Source organism: Streptomyces sp. NPDC059443, assembly GCF_042750105.1.
Lineage (GTDB): Bacteria > Actinomycetota > Actinomycetes > Streptomycetales > Streptomycetaceae > Streptomyces.
Window position 1 is genome coordinate 97846 of record NZ_JBHYVM010000027.1, and the last position, 24641, is coordinate 122486.

Here is a 24641-nt window from a genome sequence, read left to right on the forward strand (position 1 = left end):
TCATGAGTGACGAGCGGCCGGAGAAGTCGATGCCTGAGAACACCTCGCAGGGGAGTCCCCTGCCGGAGCTGAGGGCGTCGGACGCCGACCGGGACCGGGTGGTGGAGCGGCTGCGGGACGCCGTCGCCGAGGGCCGGCTCGACATGGACGAGTTCGAGGAGCGGCTGGAGGCGACGTACAAGTCCCGTACGTACGCGGAGCTGGAGCCCCTCACCCGGGACCTGCCCGGCGCCGGCGTCGCGGCCCCGGTGGCATCCGCTCCGGTCGGCCTGACCAAGGCCGTGCCCGCGGGGTCGGACTCCGCCTGGGCGGCCCGGATCGGGGGCGGCGGCCCGGCGGGCGGGCCCGCCATGGCCGTCGGGATCATGGGGGGCTTCCAGCGCAAGGGCAACTGGACCGTGCCCGCCCGGTTCCACGCGCTGGCGTTCTGGGGCGGCGGTGAGATCGACCTGCGCGAGGCGAACTTCGCGGAGCGCGAGGTCGTGATCAACTGCGTGGCCATCATGGGCGGCATGCAGATCATCGTGCCGCCCGGCGTGGAGGTCGACGTACGGGGCATCGGCGTGATGGGCGGCTTCGACCGGCGCGACAACTACGGGCCGCCGACCCCGGGGGCTCCGCGGGTGGTCGTGACGGGCCTCGCCTTCTGGGGCGGGGTGGGTGTCAAGGTCAAGCCGCCGAAGAAGGGGAAGCCGATGGGGACGTCGGAGCCGCGCAAGGAGCTGTAGGGCCCGCTCCTCGGCCACGTAGGGGCACCTGGAGTACCCGGGGCTCCGGAAGTGGCACGGCGCGCCGGGAACTCCCAGGGCGCCTCGGGAGTCGGATGCTATGCAGACAAAACCGGCGCCCGGGGGAAGGCAGGAGCACGTGGAGCAGGGCAGCAGCACGAAGAAGACGGCGACGGCACGAGGCGGGTTCGTCTTCAGCGAGGCGGACGAGGAGCGCCGCCGCGGGGTCCGGCAGATGAAGCGGATCGCCACCGGTCTGCTGGTCCTGGTGGCGCTGGTCTACGTGGCTGCGAAGGGGGCGCAGCACGCCGGCGCGGGCGGCTGGGCGGGCTACGTCGCGGCCGCGGCCGAGGCGGGCATGGTCGGCGCGCTCGCGGACTGGTTCGCCGTCACCGCGCTGTTCCGCCGCCCGCTGGGGCTGCCGATCCCGCACACCGCGATCATCCCGACCAAGAAGGACCAGCTCGGGGTCTCCCTCGGCGAGTTCGTCGGGGAGAACTTCCTCTCCGCCGACGTGGTCCGTACGAGGCTCCACGCGCTCGGCATCGGCGGCCGGCTCGGCGCCTGGCTGGCCGAGCCCGCGCACGCGGACCGGGTCACGGCGGAGCTGGCCGCCGCGCTGCGCGGCGCGCTGACGGTGCTGCGGGACTCCGATGTGCAGGCGGTGGTGGGCGAGGCGATCACGCGGCGCGCGGAGACGGCGGAGATCGCGCCGGGGCTCGGCAAGACGCTGGAGAAGGTCGTCGCGGACGGCGGGCACCACCGGGCCGTGGACCTGCTCTGCGCCAAGGCGCACGACTGGCTGGTCACGCACGCCGACTCGGTGGAGGCCGCGGTCCAGGGCGGGGCGCCGGGATGGACCCCGCGGTTCGTGGACCGCAAGATCGGCGACCGCGTCTACAAGGAGCTGCTGCGCTTCGTCCAGGAGATGCGGGACATGCCGGAGCACCCGGCGCGGGGGGCGGTGGACCGTTTCCTCCGGGACTTCGCGGCCGACCTCCAGTCGGACACGGAGACCCGGGCCCGGGTCGAGCGCCTCAAGTCGGAGATCCTGGCGCGGGGCGAGGTGCAGGACGTGATCGCCTCCGCGTGGACCGCGGTCCGCTCGATGATCATCTCGGCGGCGGAGGACGAGCGCAGCGAGCTTCGGCTGCGCGTACGGTCCTCGCTGATGTCGCTGGGGGCCCGGCTGGCCACGGACGGCCGGCTCCAGGACAAGGTGGAGGGATGGATCGAGGGGGCGGTGGTGTACGTGGTCACCACCTACCGGACCGAGATCACCTCGCTGATCACGGACACCGTGGCGGGCTGGGACGCGGAGCACACCTCGCGCAAGATCGAGGCCCACATCGGCCGCGACCTCCAGTTCATCCGCATCAACGGCACGGTGGTGGGCGCGCTCGCCGGGCTGTTGATCTACAGCGTGTCGCGCGCGTTCGGGGCGTAGGCGGGGCCGAGCCGGCCCTTTCGGGGCCGGTCCCGGCCGACGGGGTGGTCGGTGGCGATCAGCCGCGGTCGGCGACGGCCCAGGAGGCCGCGGCCACGACTCCCGCGGCTCCGAAGACGGCCGGCCAGGCGCCGACCTTCTTCGCCAGCGGGTGCGCGCCCGCGAACCCTGCGAGGTACAGCGCGCCGAGCCCTGCCGCGGCGGGGACCCCGCCGCGCTTGTGCCACTCCCGCCCGGCGACGACCCCGGCGGCGCCGAGCACGACACCGCCGAGCGGCCGCTTCTTGGTCCACCGGGCGACGGCGTACCCGCCGACCAGACCGGCGGCCGCCACTACGGAACTCGGTACCCGTGCCATGCCCAACTCCTTCACGTCATCAGCCAGTACGCTCATCGACCCGCACGCTCGTCCTACGAACCATGCGCTACGAGGCTAACGCGACGCCTTGGCCGCACGCCGGGCGCCCAGCGCCCCCAGCACGAGAACCGCCCCGCCGATCACCACGTTGGGAACCGCGTCCCGCACACCGCGCGGCAGCGCCGCCACCACGCCCAGGACGAGAAGAAACGCGAGTCCGCACCCGCCGGCGACCCGAAGCAGTCTGTCCACGCGCTGCTCAACGCGGCCGCCCCGCCCCCGACACGGAGGGTGGGGAGGGGATTTGTCGCACACTCGCCGGATCCGTGCGATGTCTGCCCAGGGAACCGGATGGGCATAAATTCAATCTCCCACCCAAAGGGGCAAACCACCTCAGCCCCCGGTACCCCTCCAGGCCCCCGCAGCCCCACGCCCACCCCACCGCCCCCACATCAACATCAGGAGCAAGGACATCGTGATCTGCTACGGACAGGCCGTCCTCGACCTCGCGGACGAACTGGTCGACGCCTACGCCGACGTCTTCTCCGCTCCGCCGTGGAACGAAGACGAAGAAACCATTCGCCAGTTCGCCGCCCGCCTCCCGGCCGACGCCCGGCGCCGTGGTTTCCGTACGGCCTTCTCCCAGTCCGCCACCGGCATCGACGGGTTCGCGACCGGCTGGATCACCCCGGCGGCCTTCCCGAAGAACCGCGCGTACGCCCAGGTCGCCGCGCAGCTCGGCCCGGCCCGGGTGAAGGAGTTCCTCACCGGAGCCCTGGAGATAGACGAACTGGCCGTACGCCCCTACGCGCGCGGCCGTGGCACCGGTCGCGCCCTCCTCACCGAGATCACCACCGACGCCCCGGACCGCCGTGCCTGGCTGCTGACCAGCCGCCTCGCCAGGAGCACGGTGGCCACGTACCGCCGCCTGGGCTGGCACGAGGTCGCCCCCTTGCCCGGCACGGAGACGGGCGTGATCGTCTTCCTCTCCCCGGACCACCCGAACCGGGCGGCGTAGGCAGTCTCGGGCAAGTGGGGCGCGGTTCCCGAAACACCGCCTGACAGCGCGTTCGGGCCGCCGAGGCGGGGCATACCGCGGCCATGACCCTGATCACACGCACCGCTCACTCAACCCGCTCCGCACGGACCACCTCGACCCCCACCCCAACCTCCACCCCCACTGTCCGCCGGCAGCTCAACCTCGCCACGCGCCACCAGCTCACCACCAAGGCCGGCATCCCGTCGGGCACGATCACCTCCCGCACCCGCCCCGGCGGGCCCTGGCAGCGCCTGCTGCCCCGGGTCTACCTCCTCCAGACCGGTCCCCCGGACCGCCGCCAACGCGCCCTCGCCGCCGTCCTCTACGCCGCCGAGCCCGGCTCCGACCCGCTCTCCGGCGACACGGCCGCCCTCACCGGCGGCGCGGCGCTCGCCCTCCTCGGCATCCGCGAAGCCCCGTACACCCCTGCAGACGTCCTGATCCGCGCCCCGCGCCGGCTCGCGGGATCCCCGGAAGTACGCCCCTTCCCGACCGCCCGCTGGCCCCGGACCATCACCGTCTCGGGCATCCCGAGCACCCGCCCGGTCCGCGCGGCCGCCGACTTCGCGGCCCGGTCCGACCGGCCGGCGGACCAGATCAGGTCGGTCCTGGCCCATGTCGTCCAGTCCGGCTGGTGCCACCCGCACGACCTGCACACCGAACTCCGTGCGGCCCGCCTCCTCACCCGCCCCGCGATCCGCGCGGCGGCGGCTGAGCTCCTCGCCGGAGTCCGCTCGGTAGCCGAGGCCCAGGCCCGCGACACCCTCTCGGCCACGGACCTCCCGACCCCCTTGTGGAACGCCCGCCTCCACACCCCGGACGGCACCTTCCTGGCGACCCCGGACGCGTACTGGCCCGACGAGGGCGTGGCTCTGGAGATCGACTCGGCGGAGTACCACTACACCCGCGACTCCTGGCACGCCACCCTCCGCCGCCGCCTCCGCCTGGAATCCCACGGCATCCTGGTGGTCAGCGCGACGCCCTCAATGATCCGAGACACCCCAACAGAAGTAATCGCAGCCCTCCGAGCCTTCCTCACCCTGGCCACCACCCGCCCCACCCCACCCACGGCCCTGGCCCGCGGCCACCAACAGCTCCCGCTTCCGTTCGGCCATTGAGAAGCCGCCGAGAATGCGTACCCACCCCACGTCGGCCAGCCGAGCGACCGGTCGTGATCACGGGGTAGGGGCCCCGTGGCACTCCCCGTAAGGCCGGCCCGAGGTGCACCAGCACGGGGTTGTGCCCGTCGGGGGCCAGGGGGCGGCTTTGCCTCGGGCGGCCAGGGTGGTGGCGTATTCGGCCAGGAGGGACGGGGAGGACGGGGAGGTTTTCTCCGAGGCTGCGAAGGCTTCGTACGAGGGGACGCTTGCCGTGACGATGCCCAGGTTCGTCGTGCCCGAGGCGGCCAGGGCGCGGAGGGAGGCTTCGACCTCGGCCAGGTGGGCGTCGTGGGAGGGGTACTCCGCCGCCAGGGTGGGGTACGAGGTGAGGAGCTCCGCCAGCTCGCGCGCCGGCCAGTGGAGGATCGCCACCGGGAACGGGCGGGAGAGCGCGGCGCGGCGGTCGCCGAGTTCGGCGCGCAGGCGGGCGATCTCGGCGCGCAGTTCGGCGGGGTCGTCGGAGCCGAGGGCCCAGATGCGCTTGGGGTCGTGGAGTTCGTCCAGCGGGATCGGGCCGATGTGACGGGTGTCCGCGACCATGTCCCAGTCGTCGTGCGGGAGCCCCAGGAGGCGGCGTACGCGGTGGCGTCCGGTGAGGAGCGCGGTCGTCGCCTGGGTGAGGGGGGCGTTGTCCGGGATGAGGAGGGTGGCGGCCTCGGTGAAGCAGTCGTGCGAGGCCTGCAACTCGTCGTGGGCTTCGAGGGTTTCGGCGATGACCTCCCAGGGCGCGGGGTCCTCGGGGGCGGCGGCGCGGATGCCGGAGATCAGGGCGCGGGCCTCGGGCTCGTGACCGTACTCCCATAGGTTGGCCGCCTGCAGGGCCTTGACCAGGTGTGGACTGGTGGGGGAAGCGGCGAGGAGTTGGTCGTAGAGCGCGCTTGCCCGGTCGCGTGCGTCGGCCAGTTCGAGGTGGGCCGCGGCCTGGAGGAGCAACGGCTCCTGGTCCTCGGGGTAGCGGGTCGCCGTGCGGATGAGGCGCTCGGCTTCGGCGATGTGCTCGGCAGGCGTGTCGGGGCGCATGGTTCACACCGTACTGCTGCTGGTCAGTTGACGGGGGAGGACTTAAGGTGCCGCCCGTGCGAGATCGCGTGCGGGTCGTGGTGCAGGGGAAGGGCCGGCGGGCCTGGCATGCGCGCCGGGTCGGTCTCGCGGGGGTGCTGTGGGCGGCGGGTGAACTGGCCGTCACGGTAGGCATGGTGGTGTTGTTGCTGGTGGTGCACCAGGTGTGGTGGACCAACCGGCAGGCCCTGACCGCCGCGCACGAGCGGGTCGCGGAGTTGGAGGGGGAGTGGGGTGCCCCTGGGGCGGACTCCGGGGCCACCGGCACGTCCGACGATCCGGGGTCCGACCCCGTGGCCGCCCCCGGAGAGGATTCCGCCGCCTCGGAGGGGAGCGACGGGACGGCGACGGCCCGCGCCTCCGGGTCCGGGTCCGGTCCAGGCTCGGGTTCCGGGTCCGGCTCCGTCGGCAAGTCGCCGCCGCAGGAGGGCGCGTACGGGGTCCTGCGCATCCCGCGCCTCGGCGTCGTCGTGCCCGTCGCCCAGGGGGTCGACAAGCGGTCCGTCCTGGACAAGGGGTACGCCGGCCACTACGTGGGGACCGCGCAGCCCGGGGCGGAGGGGAACTTCGCGCTCGCAGGGCACCGCAATACGCACGGGGAGCCCTTCCGTTACATCAACCGGCTGAAGGCCGGCGACGAGCTGATCGTCGATGTGAAGGGGCGCCGGTACGTGTACCTCGTGGGGAAGACGCTGAGTCAGACGACCGAGCACGACACCGGGGTGATCGCGCCCGTCCCGCGCAGCACCGTGGATCCGGAGGCCGGCTACAGCGAGCCCGGTGCGTACATCACGCTCACCACCTGCACGCCCGAGTACACCTCCAAGTACCGGCTCGTGGTGTGGGGGACGCTCAAGCGCTGATGAGCACGGCGCGTGCGCCTTAGTGTGGGGCGGTGCGTGTGAAATGGGTGAAACGTCCTCAGTTGCTGTGGCTCGCCGTGCCGTTCGTGATGTTCGTCGGGGCGCTGCCCTTCGTGAACCGGGTGGAGCCGGCGCCCGGCGGCGTACCGTTCCTGCTCCTCTGGTTCATCGGGTCGACCCTGGTGACCCCGCTCGCCGTCTGGCTGACCTGGCGCGGTGATCACCGGTGAGCGCGGCGGCCGTCGCGACCTCCGTCTTCGCCGTGTTCATGGTGGCGACCGTCGCGCTGGGACTGCTCGCGGTGCGCGGGCGGGGCGGGGGCGGCGGCGGGCTCGCCGAGTGGTCGGTGGGCGGACGCTCGCTGGGGACCGTCTTCATCTGGGTTCTGATGGCGGGGGAGGGGTATACGAGCTTCAGTTACCTCGGCGCGGCCGGCTGGGGCTACAACTACGGCGCCCCCGTGATGTACGTGGTCGCGTACATGTCCTGCGGGTACGCGATCGGGTACGTCGTCGGGCCCGTGCTGTGGGACTACGCGCGCCGCCACGGCCTCGTCGGCATCACCGACATGGTGGCCCACCGTTACGGGCGCCCCTGGCTGGGCGCGGCCGTCGCGATCCTCGCCACCGTCTTCCTGCTCCCCTACATCCAGCTCCAGATCACCGGAATGGGCGTGGTGGTCTCGACGGTGACGTACGGGACGGTGTCCCTGGAGTGGGCCTACTTCATCGCCTTCGCCGTCACCACCGGCTTCGTCGTCGTCAGCGGACTGCGCGGCAGCGCGTGGGTGTCGGTGCTCAAGGACGTGCTGGTCATCGGCACGCTCGCCTTCCTCGCGGTGTACGTGCCCCTCCACTATTTCGGCGGCTACGGGGAACTCTTCGACCGGCTGGCGGCGCAGCGGCCGCAGTGGCTGACGCTTCCCGGAGCCGGGAGCGGCGGGAGCGGCGGGGGCGGCGAGGTCGGGCGCGGGAAGCTGGGGGTGGCGTGGTTCGCGTCCACCTCGGTGCTGAACGCGCTGACCGTGGTCATCTTCCCGACCACCGTGGCCGGTTACCTGGGTGCGCGGAACGCCGACGCGCTGCGCCGCAACGCGATCCTGCTGCCCGCCTACAACGTGCTGCTCTTCGTGCCGATGCTGCTGGGCATGGCCGCGCTGTTCGTCGTACCGGGGCTGGCGGGCGCCGATTCGAACCTCGCGCTGTTCAAGCTGGTCGTGGACTCGCTGCCGGCGTGGGCGGTGGGTGTGATCGGGGTGGCGGCAGCGCTGTCTTCGATCGTGCCGATGGCGGTGTTCATGCTGGTCATCGGCACGATGTGGGGGCGGAGCGTGCTCTCGCTCGTGCCGCGCTGGAGCTCGGGCGAGCGGCAGAAGCTCGCCTCGCAGCTGGTGGTGGTGGCGGCCGGGACGATCGCGCTGGTCATGACGTACACCGCGCCGAACACGCTGGTGAGGCTCTCGCTCATCTCCTACGAGGGCATGGCGCAACTGGTACCGATGCTGCTGCTGGGGCTGGTGTGGCGCAGGTTCACGCTGACCGCGGCGGTGGGTGGGCTGGTCGCGGGGGTCGGGGTGGTCTGTGGGCTGGTCTTCACGGGCAACGACCCGGTGTGGGGCGTGAACGCGGGCATGGTCGCGCTCGGCGTGAACCTGGCGGTGGCGCTGATGGTGGCCTGGCTCGGGCCGGGAGGCGCGGGAGGCGCGGGGGTTGCGGGGGAGACGGAGGACGGGCGGCCGGACGAGGAGGTGCTCGCCCGTGATCCACAGCCCCTGCGGGTTGTGGGCGGCCGAGGTTAGTATCGTTTTCGAGTACCGGACGTCGTACGGGAGTTCGTGCGCGGGAGTGGGAGGGGGGCGCATGGCAGGGCGCAGCAGTCTTCGCCGTCGCCGCAGCATGCCGTTCCCGCTGCCCCAGGCTCCTTCGCTGCCCGCCCGGCTGTTGTCCGTGTTGCTGCCGCTCGTGCTGCTCGGTGGGTTCCTCGGGCTGTTCGCCGCTGAGGGCGGGCTCGGAGCGGTGGTGGTCGTCCTCACCGCCACCCTGGCCGTGGGCGCCTCGGCTCTGGCCGCCCGGCTGGTCCGGGCCGTGCCGCCGAACCGAATACGCACCGCGATCCGTGATCGCGAGCAGCGCACGGCGTTCCTGCCGCAGCGCGATCCCGACGCCTCGGGCCGGTCGCGGCCCAGGGCACCCGGCCGTCTCGTCCCGACGGCCGCGTAGGGGCGCAGCTCCTTCCGATCACTGATCGCTGGTCACTGATCACTTCACCGTTGTCGCCCCTCGCGGGTCGTCACGCCGAAATGCACCTCTTTCGACGTTCGACGAGACCCCTCGGAGGGCCCACGTGTCCGTATTCACCCATCTTGTAGCCCTGCTGGGCCGGCTCCTGGAGCCGGTGCTGGCCGATTCCGCGACCGCTGCCGCGATCGTGCTGTTCACCGTGCTCGTGCGGCTCGCGCTGCACCCGCTCAGCCGGGCCGCCTTCCGCGGGGCGACCCCGGTGGCCGGCTGCCTGCCGGTGCTGCTCCAGCTGCCGGTGTTCTTCGTGATGTACCGGGCCTTCTCCTCGGCGCAGATCGGCGGGGCCGCCAACGAGCTGCTCGGTCACCGGCTGCTCGCCGCGCCCCTGGGGGACCGGTGGGGCGACGCGCTCGGGGACGGCGGCGTGTTCGGGGCGCGGGGGCTGGTGTTCCTCGGGCTGTTCGCGGCCATCGCGGTGGTGGCCGCGTGGAGCGCGGTGCGCGGACGCAGGGCCGCGGCGCTGACGGCGGCCGCGGCAGCGACAGCGGTGGCCGCCGCCGAGGGCGCGGGCAAGGGCAAGGGCAAGGGCAAGGGTGCGGTCGCCGGGGCCGGCGGGGCGGTCGCCGGGGTGAGTGCCGAGCAGCAGGAGGTCATGCGCAAGCTGGGCGGCGTACTGCCCCTGCTGTCGTTCGGGACGCTGATCACGGCTGCCGTGGTGCCGCTGGCCGCCGGGCTGTACCTGGTCACCACGACCGCCTGGTCGGTGGCCGAGCGGGCCTGGCTCCAGTACCGCAAGGAGCGTGCCGGGCGTGCCGGACGGGAGCTCGCCGGAGGGGTCCGTTCCAGTCTGTGAACAGGGTCTTGCGGATTGGGCGGACTTCTTGGAGGATCGACCAATCCTCCGATGGCCGCAACCCATCGTCCGGCCCGGGGCATGCCCATGGGTCGACCACCCACGACCACGGGAGAATGCCCATGAAGCTGCTGCGTGTAGGACCCGTCGGGTCGGAGCGCCCCGCGCTGCTCGACCAGGACGGGACCCTGCGGGACCTGTCCGGCCTGATCACGGATGTGGACGGCGCCCTGCTCGCCGACGACTCCGCGCTGTCGCGAGTACGGGAAGCGGCCGCGGCCGGGGACCTCCCCTTGCTCGACGCCGAAGGCCTGCGCATCGGGTCCGCGGTCGGCCGCATAGGCAAGGTCGTGGGCATCGGCCTGAACTACCACGGGCACGCGGCCGAGGTCGGCGCCGAGGCGCCGGCCGAGCCGATCCTGTTCCTCAAGGCCCCCGACACCGTGGTCGGCCCCGACGACACCGTGCTGATCCCGCGCGAGAGCGTCAAGACCGACTGGGAGGCCGAGCTCGGCGTCGTCATCGGCAGCACCGCCCGCTACCTGGCCTCCGCCGAGGAGGGCCTCGCGCACGTCGGCGGGTACGTGCTGGTCAACGATGTGACGGAGCGCGCGTTCCAGATCGAGCGCGGCGGTACCTGGGACAAGGGCAAGAACTGCGAGACCTTCACGCCGCTCGGCCCCTGGCTGGTCACCGCCGACGAGATCCCGGACCCGCAGGTCCTGGACGTGAAGCTGTGGGTCAACGGCGAGCTCAAGCAGGACGGCCACACCTCGGACCAGATCTTCCCGGTCGGCGAGGTCGTCCGCTACGTCAGCCAGTTCATGACCCTGTACCCGGGCGACGTCCTCGTCACCGGCACCCCGGCCGGTGTGGCCGCGGGCCAGCCGGAGCCGAAGCCGTTCCTGCGGGCCGGTGACGTGGTCGAGGTGGAGATCGAGGGTCTCGGCCGTCAGCGCCAGGAGTTCAAGAGCGCGTAGCTCCAGCGGGTAGCTCCACAGGAGGGGCGGTGCCGTCGTCGACGGCGCCGCCCCTTTCCCGTCAGACCCCGGACGCCATCCGGCGACGCCGGCTGGCCGGCACCAGCCCCGCGCCCGCGATCGGCTTGGTGGCCGCGCCGCCGTCCTCGCCCGCGCCCTCGTTTTCGCCGTCGCCCCTGCCGTCGTCCGGCTGTCGGCCTCTTCCTCGGCGGCCATGTCCTTCACATGCGCGAATCACAGGTCGACGGTCACCCCGTCCCGCGAAGACCTGCGCGCCGCCTCCAGTACGTCCAGGCAGTGCGCGGCCTCCAGGGCCGTGACCGGGGCAGGGCCGCCGTCGCGCAGCGCCGCGGCTACCGCCGCGTAGTACGCCGGGTAGTCGCCCGGTGTGGTGGTGACCGGGATCCCGCCGCCGGTCAGGGGCGACTCTCCGGATCCCAGCCGGCCCCACAGGTGCTCGGGCTCCTCGCCCCACGGCCGGTCGGGGTCGCCGGGGCGCAGACCTTCGCGCAGGGCGCCCTCCTGGGGGTCCAGGCCGTACTTGACGTAGCCCGCGCGGGAACCGAGCACGCGGAACCGCGGCCCCAGCTGGGCGGTGGTGGCGCTGACGTACAGGTGGGAGCGGACCCCGCTCGCGTGGGTGAGCGCGATGAAGGTGTCGTCGTCCGCCTCGGCGCCGGGGCGGCGGACGTCGGCCTCCGCGTAGACCCGTACCGCCGGGCCGAACAGCACCAGTGCCTGGTCCACGACATGGCTGCCGAGGTCGTACAGCAGCCCGCCGATCTCCTCCGGGGCGCCGGACTCCCGCCAGCCGCCCTTGAGCTGCGGGCGCCAGCGCTCGAAACGGGACTCGAAGCGCTGGATCTCGCCGAGTTCGCCGTCGGCGAGGAGGCGGCGCAGGGTGAGGAAGTCGTTGTCCCAGCGGCGGTTCTGGAAGACCGACAGGAAGGTCCCGGTCCGGTCGGCGAGCGCGGCCAGCTCGCGGGCCTCGGCGGCGGTGGCGGCGAGCGGCTTGTCCACGACCACCGGGATGCCGGCGGTGAGGGCGGCGGTGGCGAGCGGGACGTGCGTCTTGTTCGGGGAGGCGATGACGACGAGGCCGGGGGCGGGGCTCTGTCCGAGCAGCTCGGTGGCGGTGGCGGCGATGCGGACGTCCGGGTAGGCCTCGCGCGCCTGGGCCGCGCGGCCCGGGTCGGAGGTGACGACGGTGTCGAGGACGAGGCCGTCGGTCGCGGAGACGAGCGGGGCGTGGAAGACGGAACCGGCCAGTCCGTAGCCGACGAGTCCGACGCGGAGAGGGGTGGCGGGGGTGGCTGGGGTGGTGTCGTTCATGCCAATACTTTGGCAACAGTGTTTCGTAAGTGCAAGGAGGGTGGACAATGGGCAGGTGGACAGGGGTAACAGGGGTAACAGGAGCAATGGGAGCGGCGTGAATCTGCCAGTGCTGCGCGGGCACAACGACGCGCTGGTACTGGACCTCCTGCGCGGAGCCGGCCCCGCCGGGCTCGGCCGCGGCGACCTCGCCGACCGTACGGGACTCACCCCGCAGGCCGTCGGCAAGATCACGGCGCGGCTCCGGGAATCGGGCCTGGTGGCCGACGCGGGGCGCGAGGCGTCCACGGGCGGCAAGCCGCGCACGCTGCTGAGGCTGGTCCGGGAGGCGCGGTACGCGGTCGGGGTGCATCTGGACCGCGACGAGCTCACGGCGGTACGGGTGGACCTCGCGGGCCGCGTCGTCGCCGACGGCCGGAGCCCGCTGGACTTCGGGGCCGGTCCGGAGGCGGTGGTGGAGGAGGCCGTACGGGCGGTCGCGCGGGTACGCGGTGAGGGCGTCGGGGTCGACCGGCCGGTCCTCGGCGTCGGCGTGGCCGCGCCGGGGCCGCTGGACTGGCGGACCGGGGTGCTGGGGCGGGTGACGGGGTTCCCGGAATGGGAGGGGTTCCCGTTGCGGGAGGCGCTGGAGGGGCGGCTCGGGGTCCCGGTGCGGGTGGACAAGGACACGAACGCGGGGGTGGCGGGGGCGGCTTTCGGAGAAGCGGTGGCCTACGTGCACGTCGGCACCGGACTCGGGGCCGGGCTCCGGCTGCTCGGAGGCGGCGAGGTGTACCGGGGACGGCGTTCGGCGGCGGGGGAGTTCGGGCACCAGGTGCTGCGGCTGGACGGCCCGCCGTGCCGGTGCGGGGGGTACGGGTGCGCGGAGGTGCTGTGCCTGGACGCGGTGGCGGGCGGCCGGCTGGAGGAGGCGGCGCGGATCGTGGGTGAGGCGGCGGCGAACCTGGTGGCGCTGCTCGATGTGGACCGGGTGCTGCTGGGGGGACGGGTGGTCGCGGCTGCGCCGGGCGTGTTCCTCGACGGGGTCCGGGGGGTGGTGGCTGCGCGGTCCGTTGCCGGGGCCGGGGGCGTGAGGGTGGACCTCGCGCAGGTCGGCGTGGCGGAGGGGGCTGCGGAGCTGGTGCTGGCGCCGCTGTTCGGGCGCGGGGGCTGAGTCGGCCGGTGCCGGTGCCGGTGCCGGTGCCGGCCGGCTGCGGCTGGTCGGCCCTGCGGGGCGTGTCCCCTACCCACCCTTCCACCGTTCCCCGGGCTCTGCCCGGACCCGCCAGCCCGGGCTGCGCCCCGTCCCGCCGTCCTGGGCTGCGCCCGGACCCGTAGGGCTGGGCTGCGCCCAGACACTGGCCCGGGCTGCGCCCGAAGCCCCAGCCCCGCCAGTCCGGGCCGCGCCCGGATCCGTCGGGCTGGGCTACGCCCGCCCCCCGGCCCGGCTCCGCCCCAGCCCCCGCCCCGCACGCGCCGCCCGTGTCGCTTTGGCTCCGTTCCGGGTGTCGGGTGTCCGCCGAATGGGGGGAAAGCGGGAGGGGGCGCGCGCGGCGGCGGACAGGGGGTTGTAGGGGCGTGGGAGGGTGCGGGCAGGGCCGGGGTGATTGTCGCCTCGTCCGATTAGCGTCCTGTTCGTCCACCCGTCCGTCCGTCCATCCGTCCGTCGGTGAGTAGCGAGGGTCTTCCATGCGACTGCGCAAAGCCCTTGCCCTGTCCGCCGTCCTCGTCGCCGTCACCGCCCCCACCGCGGCCTCGGACGTCGGCACCGGCGGTGGGGCCCGGCCCGCCCCCGCGCTGCCCTCGCGCGTCGAGGCCAGCTGCGGCGACGGGAAGAGCACGCAGTTCCCCATCGGCGCGCGCATCCGCGGCGGCCCGGCCGTGTACCGCACCGGCGGCGACGCGCAGACCTGGTACCTCGACCTCACCAACACCACCGGCGGCGAGTGCACGGCCATCCACCCCGTCGTCGTGTTCACCGACAAGGCCCGCGCCCTGCGACCGGCCCATTTCCGGATGGAGTTCGACGCCCCCGGCACGACCGCCGGCACCTTCCCCGTCAGCCTGGAGCACACCGACCGGGACGAGGTCATCGCCGTCTTCGACGGCGGCAACGCCTTCTCCGGATTCACCGTCGGCCCCGGCGGATCCGTGACCGTCACCGTCCGCCTCGCCTTCGCCCCCAACGCCCCGCACGGCGAGGCCGTCGCCGACGCGGCCCTGGTCCAGCGCAAGGGCGACGACGGCGATTGGGTCGGCGAGGCCGGCGGGTACCGCTTCGACATCCAGGGACCGGACGGGCAGGACGCCGAGACCGGTGAAGCCGGAGCGCTGGCCCAGACCGGCCGCGACCGCGAGGCCTGGGTGTACGGGATCGGCGCCGCGACCGCCCTCGCCGCGGGCGGCGGACTCCTCCTCGGCGCCCGCCGCCTCCGCGGGCGGCAGTCCGGCTCCGCCCGCTCCTGACCCCGGCCGGCAGGGCCCCGCCCCCGCCCGCAGTCCACGTAGAGTCCGAGGGTGGAAGAACCGATCCAGTACGCGCACCACCACCAGCCCGGCCTGCCCGTCCGGTCCGGGATTCCGGAGCACGGGCGCATCCCCAAGTACTACGCCGTCAAGGCCCGCATCGCCGGGCTGCTCGACGAGCTCGGCGAGGGTGGGCTGCTGCCCACCGAGCGGGATCTCGCCGAGCAGTACGAGGTCTCCCGCGAGACCGTCCGCCAGGCCCTGCGCGAGCTGCTGCTGGAAGGCCGGCTGCGCCGTTCCGGCCGGGGCACCGTCGTCGCCGGAGCCAAGCTCGAACAGCCGCTGTCGCTCGCGAGTTACACCGAGGGCGTGCGCCGCCAGGGCCGCCGGCCCGGCCGGAACCTGATCGGGCTGGAGCGGTTCCCCTGCCCGCCCGACGTCGCCGCCGGCATCGGCGCCGAACCCGGTGAGCCGGTCTGGCACCTGGAACGGGTGCTGCTCGCCGACGACGAGCGGGTCGGGCTGGAGAGCACGTACCTCCGGGTCGCCCGCGCGCCCCGCCTCGACGTCGATTTCCAGCCGGACTCCTCCTTCTACGGATACCTCCGCGACAGCCTCGGCATCTCCTTCGGCGATGCGGACGAGAAGCTGGAAACGGTCCTCGCCACCCCCCGCGAGGCCCTGCTGATCGGCACCCCGCCCGCGCTCCCGATGCTGCTCATCCACCGTTTCTCGCGGGACCAGGACGGCCGGCCGCTGGAGCGGGTGCGTTCGCTCTACCGTGGCGACCGGTTCAGCTTCACGACCCACCTCCGGCCCGAATAGCCCCGAGCCAAAATCCACAAACCACCACAAAAAGGGCAAACAAGCATCACGAAACGGTAACGGGTCTAGTCCAAGCGTCGAAGGCTGTTCACCCGGACGTCGTCCGCCGGATCCCCCCGGGCCACGCTCCGCCGACACCGTGGACGACGTGAGAGTCATAGTCGTCGGAGGCGGCGTGGTAGGCACCATGCACGCCTGGCAAGCAGTCGAACGCGGCCACGAGGTCGTCCAGATCGAGCGAGAGGCCGAGGCCCGCGGCGCGTCACTGCGCAATTTCGGCCAGATATGGGTCAGCGGACGGGCCGGGGGCGAGGAGCTCGACACCGCCCTGCGGGCCCGCGAGCTCTGGGAGGGGATCGGTGAGCGGGTGCCCGGCCTGGGCTTCCGCGCCATCGGGTCCCTGACCCCCGTACGCAACGCCCGCGAGCACGCCGTCGCCGAGGCGGCCGTCGCCCGCCCCGACGCCGCCGCCCGCGGCTACAAACTGGTCACCGCCGCGGAGGCCCGGTCGATCAACCCCGCCCTGCGCGGTGCGTTCGAGGCCGCCCTGTGGTGCGAGCGGGACGCGGCCGTCGAACCGCGCACCGCCCAGCTCCACCTGCGGGAAGCCCTCAAGGCCTCCGGCCGCTACACCTTCCTCCCCGGACGGGAGGTCCGCGAGGTCCTCGACCACGCGACCGGCCCCGGCGGCCCCGCCGTCCGCGACGACCACGGCGACGTCCACCGGGGCGACGCCGTCGTCCTGGCCACCGGCGCCTGGCTGTCCGGCCTGGTCCGAGAGCTGGCCCCCGAACTGCCCGTGCGCCGCGTCCGGCTGCAGATGATGCAGACCGCCCCCCTCGGCGAGCCCCTGACCACCTCGGTCGCCGACGCCGACAGCTTCCGCTACTACCCCGCGTACAAGAGCGAAGCCCTCGACGCGCTCAACGCCGAGCAGGCCCAGGCGCCGATCGCCGCCGCGCACAAGATGCAGCTGCTGATGGTCCAGCGCCGGGACGGCGGACTGACCATCGGCGACACCCACGAGTACGAGCACCCCTTCGCGTTCGACACCCTCGAAGACCCCTACGAGCACCTCACCGAGGTGGTCGAGTCCTTCCTGGGCCGCCCGCTGCCGAAGATCCGGCACCGCTGGGCGGGCGTGTACGCGCAGTGCACCGACACCACCCGCGTCGTCCACCGCCAGCAGGTGCGGGACGGCGTCTGGCTGGTGACCGGACCCGGCGGCCGGGGCATGACCTGCTCGCCCGCCATAGCCGAGACCACCGCGAACGAACTGGGCTGGTAAGCACCATGACCGACAACACCCCCCACACGCCCGCCCGGACCCATCGCCTGATCGTCCTCGACATGGCTGGCACCACCGTCGCCGACGGCGGCCTCGTCGAGCGCGCCTTCGAGCGCGCCGCCGAACGCCTCGGCGTCGAGCCCGGCAGCGCCGACCACGCCGCGAAGCTCCAGTACGTCCGCGACACCATGGGCGAGTCGAAGATCTCCGTCTTCCGCCACCTCTTCGGCAGCGAAGAGCTCGCCCGGCGCGCCAACTCCGCCTTCGAGGAGGCCTACGGGGAACTCGTGGACGGCGGCCTCATCGCCCCGATCCCCGGCGCCCGCGAGGCCATCGAGAAGCTCCGCGGCGACGGCCGCACCGTCGTCCTGACCACCGGGTTCGCCCGCGTCACCCAGGACGCCATCCTCGACGCCCTCGGCTGGCAGGGCCTCGCCGACCTCACCCTGTGCCCCGCCGACGCGGGCGGCCGCGGCCGGCCCTACCCGGACATGGTGCTGGCCGCCTTCCTGCGCACCGGCGCCGTGGACGGCGTACGCGAGGTCGTGGTCGCGGGCGACACCGCGTACGACATGCTCAGCGGGGTCCGCTCCGGAGCAGGGATCGTGGCCGGTGTCCTGACCGGCGCCCACGACCGCGCGGCCCTCACCGGGCACGGCGCGACCCACGTCCTCGGCTCCATCGCCGAACTCCCCGCAGTCCTGGAGCACGCCGCCGAGGAGTCCGGCGCGTGAGCGGCATCCGCTTCGACGGGGTCTCGGTGGCCTACGGCGGCAACATCGTCCTGGACCGGCTCGACCTGACCGTCGAGCCCGGCGAGGTCATGGCGCTGCTCGGCCCCTCCGGCTCGGGCAAGACCACGGCGCTGCGCGCGGTCGCCGGTTTCGTGCGGCCCGCCTCGGGCCGGGTGCTGATCGGCGGCCGGGACGTCACCGCGCTGCCGCCCCACAAGCGCGGCATCGGCATGGTCGTCCAGCAGTACGCGCTGTTCCCGCACATGCGGGTCGCCGACAACGTCGCCTTCGGCCTGCGGGCGCAGAAGGCGCCCAAGGCCGAGATCCCCGGGCGGGTCGCCGAGGCCCTGGAGATGACCGGGATGGCGGCCTACGCCGAGCGCTACCCGCGCGAGCTCTCCGGCGGACAGCAGCAGCGCGTGGCCATCGCCCGCGCGCTCGCCATCCGCCCCGGGGTGCTGCTGCTCGACGAGCCGTTGTCCGCGCTCGACGCACAGCTGCGTTCCGGGATGCTCGCCGAACTGGCCCGGCTCCACCGGGAACTGCCGGACGTCTCCATCCTCTACGTCACCCACGACCAGGTCGAAGCGCTGACCCTGGCCGACCGGATCGCCGTCATGGACCAGGCCCGCCTCCAGGACTGCGGCACCCCGCAGGAGCTGTACCGGGCCCCGCGCACCGAGTTCACCGCCTCCTTCGTCGGCAACGCCAACCTGCTGCCGGTGACCGTGGCCGACGGGGGCGCCCTCTTCGCCGGGCACCCGCTCGCCCTCGACCCGGGCCGCGCGGCCGTGGGCGCGAGCGCGACCCTGTGCGTACGCCCGCACCTGCTCGGCCTCGGCGCCGGACCCAACGCCCTGTCCGGCACGATCACCGAGGTCCAGTGGCGCGGCTCCACGCACCGCCTCTACGTCGACATCGAGGGCCACCGCGTCAAGGCGGACCTGCCCGAACTCCGCGAGACCCCGGCCCTGGGCGACCACGTCACCCTGCACTTCGAACCACGCGACGCCGTTCTGCTGGCCGCAGGAGTTTCCGATGACTGAGGCCACCGACCGGCGCGCGCCGGCGGCGGCCGAGCCCGACGCTGCCATCCCCCACCAGCCGGTACGAAGCCCTGCCCCAGCGGGATCCGATTCCCCGGCCGAAGCCCCAGACGGCTTCGCGGCGAAGGCCGCACGGTCGCCCCGTACCGTCCCCGGCTGGCTGTGGGCGGTGCCTCCCGTGGCCGTGCTCGCCGCGGTCTTCCTCTACCCCCTCGCGCTGGTCGTCCAGCAGTCGCTCACCCCTGAGAACGGCGGCGGGGCCTTCGACGCCTACGCCTCCGTCTTCGCCTCGCACTCCTTCCGCGAAGCCCTCGGCACCACGGTATGGCTGGCCGTCGGCGCCACCATCGGCTGCCTGGTCCTCGGCTTCGTGCTCGCGCTGGTCATCGCCTTCGTCCCCTTCCCGGGGGCGCGCGCCGTGGCCAAGTTCATCGACGTCTTCCTCTCCTTCCCCTCCTTCCTCATCACCCTCGCCCTCCTCTTCGTCTACGGCACGGTCGGCATGGCCAACGGGCTGTGGACCGACGCCTTCGGAGTCCAGGACGGGCCCTTCCACTTCCTGACCACCCCGTGGGGGGTCCTCCTCGCGGAGATCACCTACTTCACCCCCTTCGTGATGCGGCCGCTGCTGGCCTCCTTCTCCCAGCTGGACACCGCCCAGCTGGAAGTGGCCTCCTCGCTCGGCGCGAAGCCCGCCCGCATCGTCCGGCGGGTGATCCTCCCCGAGTCCCTCCCGGCGCTCGCCGCCGGCGGCAGCCTCGTCCTGGTCATGTGCCTCAACGAGTTCGGGATCGTCCTCTTCACCGGAGCCAAGGGCGTCACCACGCTCCCGATGCTCATCTACGGCAAGGCGATCCTCGAATCCGACTACTCGGCCGCCTGTGTGGTGGCCGTCGTCAACATCGCGATCTCCGTAGGCCTGTTCGGCCTCTACCGGGTGGTGAGCAAGCGTGCTGGTGCATAGCAGAGGCGGCCGCTGGGCCGCCTGGAGCCTCTTCGGACTCCTCTTCCTGCCCCTCTTCGCGCTGCCGCTGCTCGTTGTAGTGGCCGCCTCCTTCTCGACCCACTGGTCCGGGGCCTTCCCCTCCGGCCCGACCACCGGGAACTACGCCGCCGCCGTCCAGGGCGAATCCCTCCAAGCCCTGACCACCTCGCTCATCACCGCCCTGACCGCGAGCCTGCTCGCGCTCACCGTCGGCACCTGGGCGGCGCTCGCCGCCGCGGGCCTGCGCGGACGCGGCAAGCGGTCCCTGGACGCGCTGTTCATGCTGCCCGTCGCCGTACCGTCCGTGGTCGTCGGCCTCGCCGTGCTCGTCGCCTTCAGCAAGCCCCCGCTGCTGCTCAACGGCACCAGCTCGATCGTGATCCTGGCGCACACGATTCTTGTCACGGCGTTTGCCTACCAGTCGGTTTCGGCTGCCATCGTGCGTCTCGATCCCGCGTACGAACAGGCGGCGGCCTCCCTGGGCGCCCGCCCCTCGTACGTGCTGTGGCGGGTCAAGCTCCCCCTCCTGCTGCCGTCGCTCACCGCGGCCGCCGGACTCTGCTTCGCCCTGTCCATGGGCGAGCTGAGCGCCACGATGATGCTCTACCCGCCGGACTGGATGCCCCTCCCGGTCCGGATCTTCACCGCCACCGACCGCGGTTCGCTCTTCAGCGGCTCCGCCGTCGCCGTGGTCCTGATGGCCACCACCCTGCTGGTCCTCCTGGCCGTCTCACGTGTCCGCACCAAGGCCACGTACCGCTGAACCTGTCCCGCTGAACCCCTGCTGACTCCCTTTCCCCGTAAGGAAGTTCCATGCCCAGCAACAAGTACCTTCGTGTCACCGCGGCTCTCACCGGCAGCCTCGCCCTCGCCGCCGGCCTCACCGCCTGCGGTGGCTCCTCCTCGGCCGACTCCGCCGACTCCTCCGGAGGAAAGGGCGGCGGCGAGAAGACCGTCACCGTCTACAGCGCCGACGGCCTCAAGAGCGAGAAGGGCGACGGCTGGTACGACAAGGTCTTCGCCGAGTTCACGAAGAAGACCGGCATCGAGGTCAAGTACGTGGAGGGCGGCTCGGGCGAGATGGTCCAGCGCGCCGTCCGCGAGAAGACCAACACGCAGGCCGACCTGCTGATCACCCTGCCCCCCTTCATCCAGCAGGCCGACGGCAAGGGCCTGCTCCAGGCCTACGCGCCGCAGGGCTCCGACAAGGTCAACGGCGCCGACAAGGCCGCCGACGGCAAGTGGACCTCGGTCGTCAACAACTACTTCGGCTTCGTCTACAACAAGAAGGAGCTCACCGAGGCCCCCAAGACCTGGGAAGAGCTGCTGGATGCCAAGTACAAGGGCAAGCTCCAGTACTCCACCCCGGGCGTCGCGGGCGACGGCACCGCCGTGCTCATCAAGGCGATGCACGACTTCGGCGGCAAGGACCAGGCGAACGAATACCTGAAGAAGCTCCAGGCCAACAACGTCGGCCCGTCCTCCTCCACCAGCAAGCTCGCGCCCAAGACCGACAAGGGCGAGCTGCTCGTCGCCAACGGCGACGTCCAGATGAACTTCGCGCAGGCCAAGTCCATGCCGAACCTGGGCATCTGGTTCCCCGCCAAGGACGGCGGCAAGCCCACCACCTTCGCCCTGCCGTACGCGGCGGGCCTGGTCGACAAGGCCCCGCACAGCGAGAACGGCAAGAAGCTCCTCGACTACATGCTGAGCGAGGACGCCCAGAAGCTGGTCAGCTCGGTCGGCGGCGGCTTCCCGGCCCGTACGGACGTCAAGCCCACCGACGCCAACGCCGTCGAGCTCACCAAGATCCTGACCGGTGTCGAGATCTTCGAGCCGGACTGGACCGACATCGACAAGAACCTCACCGGCTACGTCGACGGGTGGAAGTCGGCCACCGGAAGCTGACCGCAGCCGGCCGGCAGCCGGCCGGTCGTCTCACCGTCGACTCCCGGTCACCCGCCACCGGGATAGCGACGCTTGCGTAACGGGTCTGGACCGAAGACCGCACCTTCGGTCCGGACCCGAGGCATGTCCCCCTGAGCTCTCCGACGCGCCCAACCTGAACGGCCAGCTCCTCACCGCCGTCCAGGCGTGCCCCACGTACGGGCAGGAGAACTGGAAGATCCTGGTCACCACCGACCACGGCCACACCGACGCGGGCGGCCACGGCGGCTCCACCATCCAGGAGCGCGGCACCTTCGTCATCGCCAAGGGCGCGGGAATTCCCGCCGGTTCGGTGCGCGGCGACGTGAAGCTGGTCGACGTCGCGGCGACCGCGCTCGCCCAGGTCGGGGTCAACCCCGGCTCCGCCATCGACGGCCTTCCGCTCGACGCCCCGAACGACGACGCCTTCGAGACCCTGCGCCCCGGCCTCCAGGCGCGCGTGGACGAGACGGGCATCCCGGCCGCCACCAAGGGGTTCACGCACACCCCGCCGGCCGGCTGGTCGATCGACAACTCCAAGATGGGTACGGGCGGTGTCACGGAGTGGGCCGGATGGGCCTTCGCCACCGACGAGTGGGACGACAAGAGCCACACCGGTTCCTACGACTCCACCCTGATCACCCCCAAGTGGCCGGTCACCGGCGGCTCGGTGAAGAACCTGACCTTCCAGACGCACTACCGCCACGAGGCCGGCCAGACCGCCCAGGTCCTGGTCTCCTACAACGGCGGCACCCCGTCGGTCGTCAAGAGCTACACCGCCGACGCGGTCGCCAAGTCCGAGTCGATCGCGCTCCACGTCCCGGCCGGCGCCACCGACGTCCAGGTCCGCTTCCGCTACAGCGGCAGCAACAACTGGTTCTGGACCGTCGACAACGTCCGTCTGGGCTGACGGGACTGACGGGACTCCCGGAAGGGACTGTTCCGCCCTGTGGTCCGGGCCGTGGACGCCTCACGCGTCCGCGGCCCGGCCCCGATAGGGTGGTAGAGACCAGAGGTCACCGTGGTCAGAGGCCACCGAGAGCGGAGAACAGTCCAGTGGCAGAGCGCAAGCCGATCGAATCCTGGCTCACCGACATGGACGGGGTCCTCATCCACGAGGGCACTCCGATTCCCGGCGCCGACGCCTTCATCAACCGGCTGCGCGAGTCCGGCAAGCCCTTCCTGGTGCTGACCAACAACTCCATCTACACCCCGCGCGACCTCCAGGCCCGGCTCAGCCGGATGGGCCTCGAAGTCCCCGTCGAGAACATCTGGACCTCGGCGCTGGCCACCGCGAAGTTCCTCGACGACCAGCGCCCGGGCGGCACCGCGTACGTCATCGGCGAGGCCGGCCTGACCACCGCCCTGCACGACATCGGCTACGTGCTGACCGACCACGAGCCGGACTACGTGGTCCTGGGCGAGACCCGTACGTACAGCTTCGAGGCGATGACCAAGGCGGTCCGCCTGATCAACGCGGGCGCCCGCTTCATCTGCACCAACCCGGACGAGACCGGCCCCTCCACCGAGGGCCCGCTGCCCGCCACGGGCGCGGTCGCCGCGCTGATCACCAAGGCGACCGGCAAGCAGCCGTACTTCGCCGGCAAGCCCAACCCGCTGATGATGCGGACCGGCCTGAACGCCATCGGCGCGCACTCGCACAGCAGCGCGATGATCGGCGACCGGATGGACACCGACATCCTGGCCGGGCTGGAAGCGGGCATGCAGACCTTCCTCGTGCTCACCGGTCTGACCTCGATCGAGGACACCGAGAAGTTCCCGTACCGCCCGACCAAGACGGTGAACTCGATCGCGGACCTCGTCGACCTGGTCTGAGCCCCGCCAGGGTCCGCCCGGGTCCGCCCGGGCCCTCGCGACCCCGTTCGGCCTTCGTCCGACCGGCCCAGCCGTTAGGGCGTACGGCTGACTCGTACGGGCCAAGAGAGCGCCGCTCCGGATGCGGAGCGGCGCGCCGCGCGTGAATCTCCTTGTTGAGGAGGTTCACCATGCGCAGTGATCTGATCGCTCTCCGTGTCGCCGGGTTGGCCGTCGCCCTGACGGCCCTCTCCGCCGCGACCGCGCCCATCGCCTTCGCGGAGGACTGGAACCGCGGCAGCGTCTCGGCCGACCCCAATCCGGCGGAGCCGGGGGCGCAGGTCAAGCTGCGCGTCCGCGGCTGCGACGACGACTGGGCCATCGCCCAGTCACCCGTCTTCGTCTCCGAGGTCCGGCTCTCCAGCGGCCGCGACGACCGCCACACCCTGTGGGGCGACGCGATGATCCGCTCCTGGGCCGAACCCGGGCGCCACCCCATCCGGGTCAAGTGCGGAGGCCGCGACGAACGGGAGTCGGGCTCCATCGAGATCGAGCACCGCCGCGAGCACCACCCCGACCCCCACCACACGCCGGTCTGGCCGGTCCACGCGGGCGGCGGCGGCATGTCCGAGGAGATCGCCGCGAAGGCGAAGAAGGACGCGGGCCCGGCGGCGGCGGAGCAGGCCAAGGCCGCGGCGGACTCCGCCCAGCTGGCCGCCGCGGCGAAGAAGAGCCACACGGGCGACGGCCCAGGCCTGCCGCACACCGTGATCGGAGCGGTGCTCGCGGCCGTGGCCACCCTGGCGGTCGCCGGCCGGGCGCTGAGCCTGCGCCGCCGTCGCAGCGGCGAGTGAGCGCGGGGTGAGCGGCGAGCCGAGGAGCTCCGGCGGCTCCCGGCTGCTGACCTTCGCCGCCTGGTCGGTGCTGGTCCTCGGCCTGTGGCTGTGGGGCCGGGAGATCACCGGGGTGCCGAGCCCGCTCCCCGGCCAGGCCGGGGGACCGGCGGCCCCGGGGCTGCCCACGGCGCACGTCCCGCTGGGGCCGGCGCCGCCCGCGCGGGTCGACGTACCGTCCATAGGCATCCAGGCCCCGGTGATCACCCGGGACCTGGACGCGCAGGGGGCGATCGAGCCGCCCCCGTACGAGAACCCGGGCACGGTCGGCTGGTGGCGCGGCGGCGCCCAGCCCGGCACGGCCGGGACCGCGCTGATGGTCGGACACGTGGACACGCAGTCGAAGCCGGCGGTGTTCTACGGGCTGAGCTCGGCGAAGCCGGGCGACAAGATCCGCGTGGTGCGGGCGGACGGCTCGGTCGCCGAGTTCACGGTCGAGGACGTACGGGTCCACGAGCGCGCGGGCTTCGACCCGGCCAAGGCCTACGGCCCGCGGGTCAAGGGCAGGGCCGAGCTGAGGCTGGTGACCTGCGGCGGCGCGTACGACAAGGCGGCCAGGCAGTACACGGCGAACGTGGTGGTGTCGGCCTACCTGACGGGCGCCGGAATCCGCTCGGGAGCGGCG

At 72.7% G+C, this 24641-nt stretch carries 27 protein-coding genes; 23 read left to right on the forward strand and 4 right to left on the reverse strand.

The window, feature by feature from the left end; genetic code table 11:
- The first annotated feature begins 2 nt into the window (after positions 1–2).
- Both ACFXDJ_RS24750 and ACFXDJ_RS24755 read left to right on the forward strand, forming a co-directional pair.
- The gene (locus ACFXDJ_RS24750) at positions 3–728 is read left to right on the forward strand and encodes a DUF1707 domain-containing protein (RefSeq protein WP_384653520.1); all 726 of its coding nucleotides are present in this window, start codon (positions 3–5) and stop codon (positions 726–728) included.
- 139 nt (positions 729–867) lie between these two features.
- On the forward strand, positions 868–2175 hold the full coding sequence (locus tag ACFXDJ_RS24755; RefSeq protein ID WP_384653522.1) for a DUF445 domain-containing protein: 1308 nt from the start codon (positions 868–870) through the stop codon (positions 2173–2175).
- A 58-nt stretch (positions 2176–2233) separates the two neighbouring features.
- Here the strand turns inward: ACFXDJ_RS24755 and ACFXDJ_RS24760 are convergent, their stop codons facing one another.
- Together ACFXDJ_RS24760 and ACFXDJ_RS24765 are read right to left on the reverse strand one after the other, a co-directional pair.
- Complete coding sequence (locus tag ACFXDJ_RS24760; protein ID WP_384850294.1) at positions 2234–2533, reverse strand: hypothetical protein; 300 nt, start codon at positions 2531–2533, stop codon at positions 2234–2236.
- 75 nt (positions 2534–2608) lie between these two features.
- Entirely contained in the window at positions 2609–2785 is a 177-nt protein-coding gene (locus tag ACFXDJ_RS24765; protein ID WP_384653526.1) for a hypothetical protein, read from the reverse strand.
- Positions 2786–3008: 223 nt separating this feature from the next.
- On the opposite strand from ACFXDJ_RS24765, the gene ACFXDJ_RS24770 reads away from it, so the two are divergent.
- Both ACFXDJ_RS24770 and ACFXDJ_RS24775 read left to right on the forward strand, forming a co-directional pair.
- Complete coding sequence (locus ACFXDJ_RS24770; RefSeq protein ID WP_384653528.1) at positions 3009–3551, forward strand: GNAT family N-acetyltransferase; 543 nt, start codon at positions 3009–3011, stop codon at positions 3549–3551.
- 83 nt (positions 3552–3634) lie between these two features.
- A complete protein-coding gene (locus ACFXDJ_RS24775) occupies positions 3635–4690 on the forward strand; it encodes a hypothetical protein (RefSeq protein ID WP_384653530.1) in 1056 nt (351 codons plus the stop codon).
- A gap of 57 nt (positions 4691–4747) precedes the next feature.
- Here the strand turns inward: ACFXDJ_RS24775 and ACFXDJ_RS24780 are convergent, their stop codons facing one another.
- Positions 4748–5752 carry an SEC-C metal-binding domain-containing protein gene (locus tag ACFXDJ_RS24780; protein ID WP_384653532.1) on the reverse strand — a complete coding sequence of 335 codons (1005 nt, stop codon included), beginning with the start codon at positions 5750–5752 and terminating at the stop codon, positions 4748–4750.
- A 56-nt stretch (positions 5753–5808) separates the two neighbouring features.
- On the opposite strand from ACFXDJ_RS24780, the gene ACFXDJ_RS24785 reads away from it, so the two are divergent.
- From ACFXDJ_RS24785 to ACFXDJ_RS24810, 6 genes are all read left to right on the forward strand, one after another.
- Positions 5809–6654 carry a class E sortase gene (locus ACFXDJ_RS24785; RefSeq protein ID WP_384653534.1) on the forward strand — a complete coding sequence of 282 codons (846 nt, stop codon included), beginning with the start codon at positions 5809–5811 and terminating at the stop codon, positions 6652–6654.
- Positions 6655–6686: 32 nt separating this feature from the next.
- Positions 6687–6884, forward strand: a complete 198-nt coding sequence (locus tag ACFXDJ_RS24790; protein WP_384653536.1) for a DUF3311 domain-containing protein — start codon at positions 6687–6689, stop codon at positions 6882–6884.
- 38 nt (positions 6885–6922) lie between these two features.
- Complete coding sequence (locus ACFXDJ_RS24795; RefSeq protein WP_384653565.1) at positions 6923–8452, forward strand: sodium:solute symporter; 1530 nt, start codon at positions 6923–6925, stop codon at positions 8450–8452.
- Positions 8453–8549: 97 nt separating this feature from the next.
- A complete protein-coding gene (locus ACFXDJ_RS24800) occupies positions 8550–8873 on the forward strand; it encodes a DUF6412 domain-containing protein (RefSeq protein ID WP_384653567.1) in 324 nt (107 codons plus the stop codon).
- Positions 8874–8997: 124 nt separating this feature from the next.
- Entirely contained in the window at positions 8998–9747 is a 750-nt protein-coding gene (locus tag ACFXDJ_RS24805; protein WP_384653538.1) for a YidC/Oxa1 family membrane protein insertase, read from the forward strand.
- Positions 9748–9869: 122 nt separating this feature from the next.
- On the forward strand, positions 9870–10727 hold the full coding sequence (locus tag ACFXDJ_RS24810; RefSeq protein WP_384653540.1) for a fumarylacetoacetate hydrolase family protein: 858 nt from the start codon (positions 9870–9872) through the stop codon (positions 10725–10727).
- 234 nt (positions 10728–10961) lie between these two features.
- Here the strand turns inward: ACFXDJ_RS24810 and ACFXDJ_RS24815 are convergent, their stop codons facing one another.
- Positions 10962–12059, reverse strand: coding sequence for a Gfo/Idh/MocA family oxidoreductase (locus ACFXDJ_RS24815; RefSeq protein WP_384653542.1), 1098 nt, complete (start codon positions 12057–12059; stop codon positions 10962–10964).
- A gap of 97 nt (positions 12060–12156) precedes the next feature.
- Between ACFXDJ_RS24815 and ACFXDJ_RS24820 the strand changes: the two genes are divergently transcribed.
- The 13 genes from ACFXDJ_RS24820 to ACFXDJ_RS24880 form a co-directional block, all read left to right on the forward strand.
- Positions 12157–13212: an ROK family protein gene (locus ACFXDJ_RS24820; RefSeq protein WP_384653544.1), complete on the forward strand. Its 1056-nt coding sequence runs from the start codon at positions 12157–12159 to the stop codon at positions 13210–13212.
- Positions 13213–13727: 515 nt separating this feature from the next.
- On the forward strand, positions 13728–14504 hold the full coding sequence (locus tag ACFXDJ_RS24825) for a hypothetical protein (RefSeq protein ID WP_384653546.1): 777 nt from the start codon (positions 13728–13730) through the stop codon (positions 14502–14504).
- Positions 14505–14555: 51 nt separating this feature from the next.
- Positions 14556–15329 carry a GntR family transcriptional regulator gene (locus ACFXDJ_RS24830; protein ID WP_384653548.1) on the forward strand — a complete coding sequence of 258 codons (774 nt, stop codon included), beginning with the start codon at positions 14556–14558 and terminating at the stop codon, positions 15327–15329.
- Between the two features lie 148 nt (positions 15330–15477).
- On the forward strand, positions 15478–16617 hold the full coding sequence (locus ACFXDJ_RS24835) for a TIGR03364 family FAD-dependent oxidoreductase (protein ID WP_384653550.1): 1140 nt from the start codon (positions 15478–15480) through the stop codon (positions 16615–16617).
- A gap of 5 nt (positions 16618–16622) precedes the next feature.
- Entirely contained in the window at positions 16623–17351 is a 729-nt protein-coding gene (locus ACFXDJ_RS24840; protein WP_384653552.1) for a phosphonatase-like hydrolase, read from the forward strand.
- Complete coding sequence (locus ACFXDJ_RS24845) at positions 17348–18397, forward strand: ABC transporter ATP-binding protein (protein ID WP_384653554.1); 1050 nt, start codon at positions 17348–17350, stop codon at positions 18395–18397. The genes ACFXDJ_RS24840 and ACFXDJ_RS24845 overlap by 4 nt, the downstream gene beginning before the upstream one ends.
- Complete coding sequence (locus ACFXDJ_RS24850; protein ID WP_384653556.1) at positions 18390–19361, forward strand: 2-aminoethylphosphonate ABC transporter permease subunit; 972 nt, start codon at positions 18390–18392, stop codon at positions 19359–19361. Before ACFXDJ_RS24845 ends, ACFXDJ_RS24850 begins: the two co-directional genes overlap by 8 nt.
- Positions 19348–20145: an ABC transporter permease gene (locus ACFXDJ_RS24855; RefSeq protein WP_384653558.1), complete on the forward strand. Its 798-nt coding sequence runs from the start codon at positions 19348–19350 to the stop codon at positions 20143–20145. Before ACFXDJ_RS24850 ends, ACFXDJ_RS24855 begins: the two co-directional genes overlap by 14 nt.
- A gap of 50 nt (positions 20146–20195) precedes the next feature.
- Positions 20196–21290, forward strand: coding sequence for a 2-aminoethylphosphonate ABC transporter substrate-binding protein (locus ACFXDJ_RS24860; RefSeq protein WP_384653560.1), 1095 nt, complete (start codon positions 20196–20198; stop codon positions 21288–21290).
- Between the two features lie 331 nt (positions 21291–21621).
- Positions 21622–22218: a hypothetical protein gene (locus ACFXDJ_RS24865; RefSeq protein WP_384653562.1), complete on the forward strand. Its 597-nt coding sequence runs from the start codon at positions 21622–21624 to the stop codon at positions 22216–22218.
- Positions 22219–22364: 146 nt separating this feature from the next.
- Entirely contained in the window at positions 22365–23144 is a 780-nt protein-coding gene (locus tag ACFXDJ_RS24870; protein ID WP_384664038.1) for an HAD-IIA family hydrolase, read from the forward strand.
- A 170-nt stretch (positions 23145–23314) separates the two neighbouring features.
- Positions 23315–23977, forward strand: coding sequence for a hypothetical protein (locus tag ACFXDJ_RS24875; RefSeq protein WP_384664039.1), 663 nt, complete (start codon positions 23315–23317; stop codon positions 23975–23977).
- A gap of 7 nt (positions 23978–23984) precedes the next feature.
- Positions 23985–24641 (forward strand): class F sortase (locus ACFXDJ_RS24880; RefSeq protein WP_384850297.1); only part of this gene is annotated, 657 nt, incomplete at its 3' end.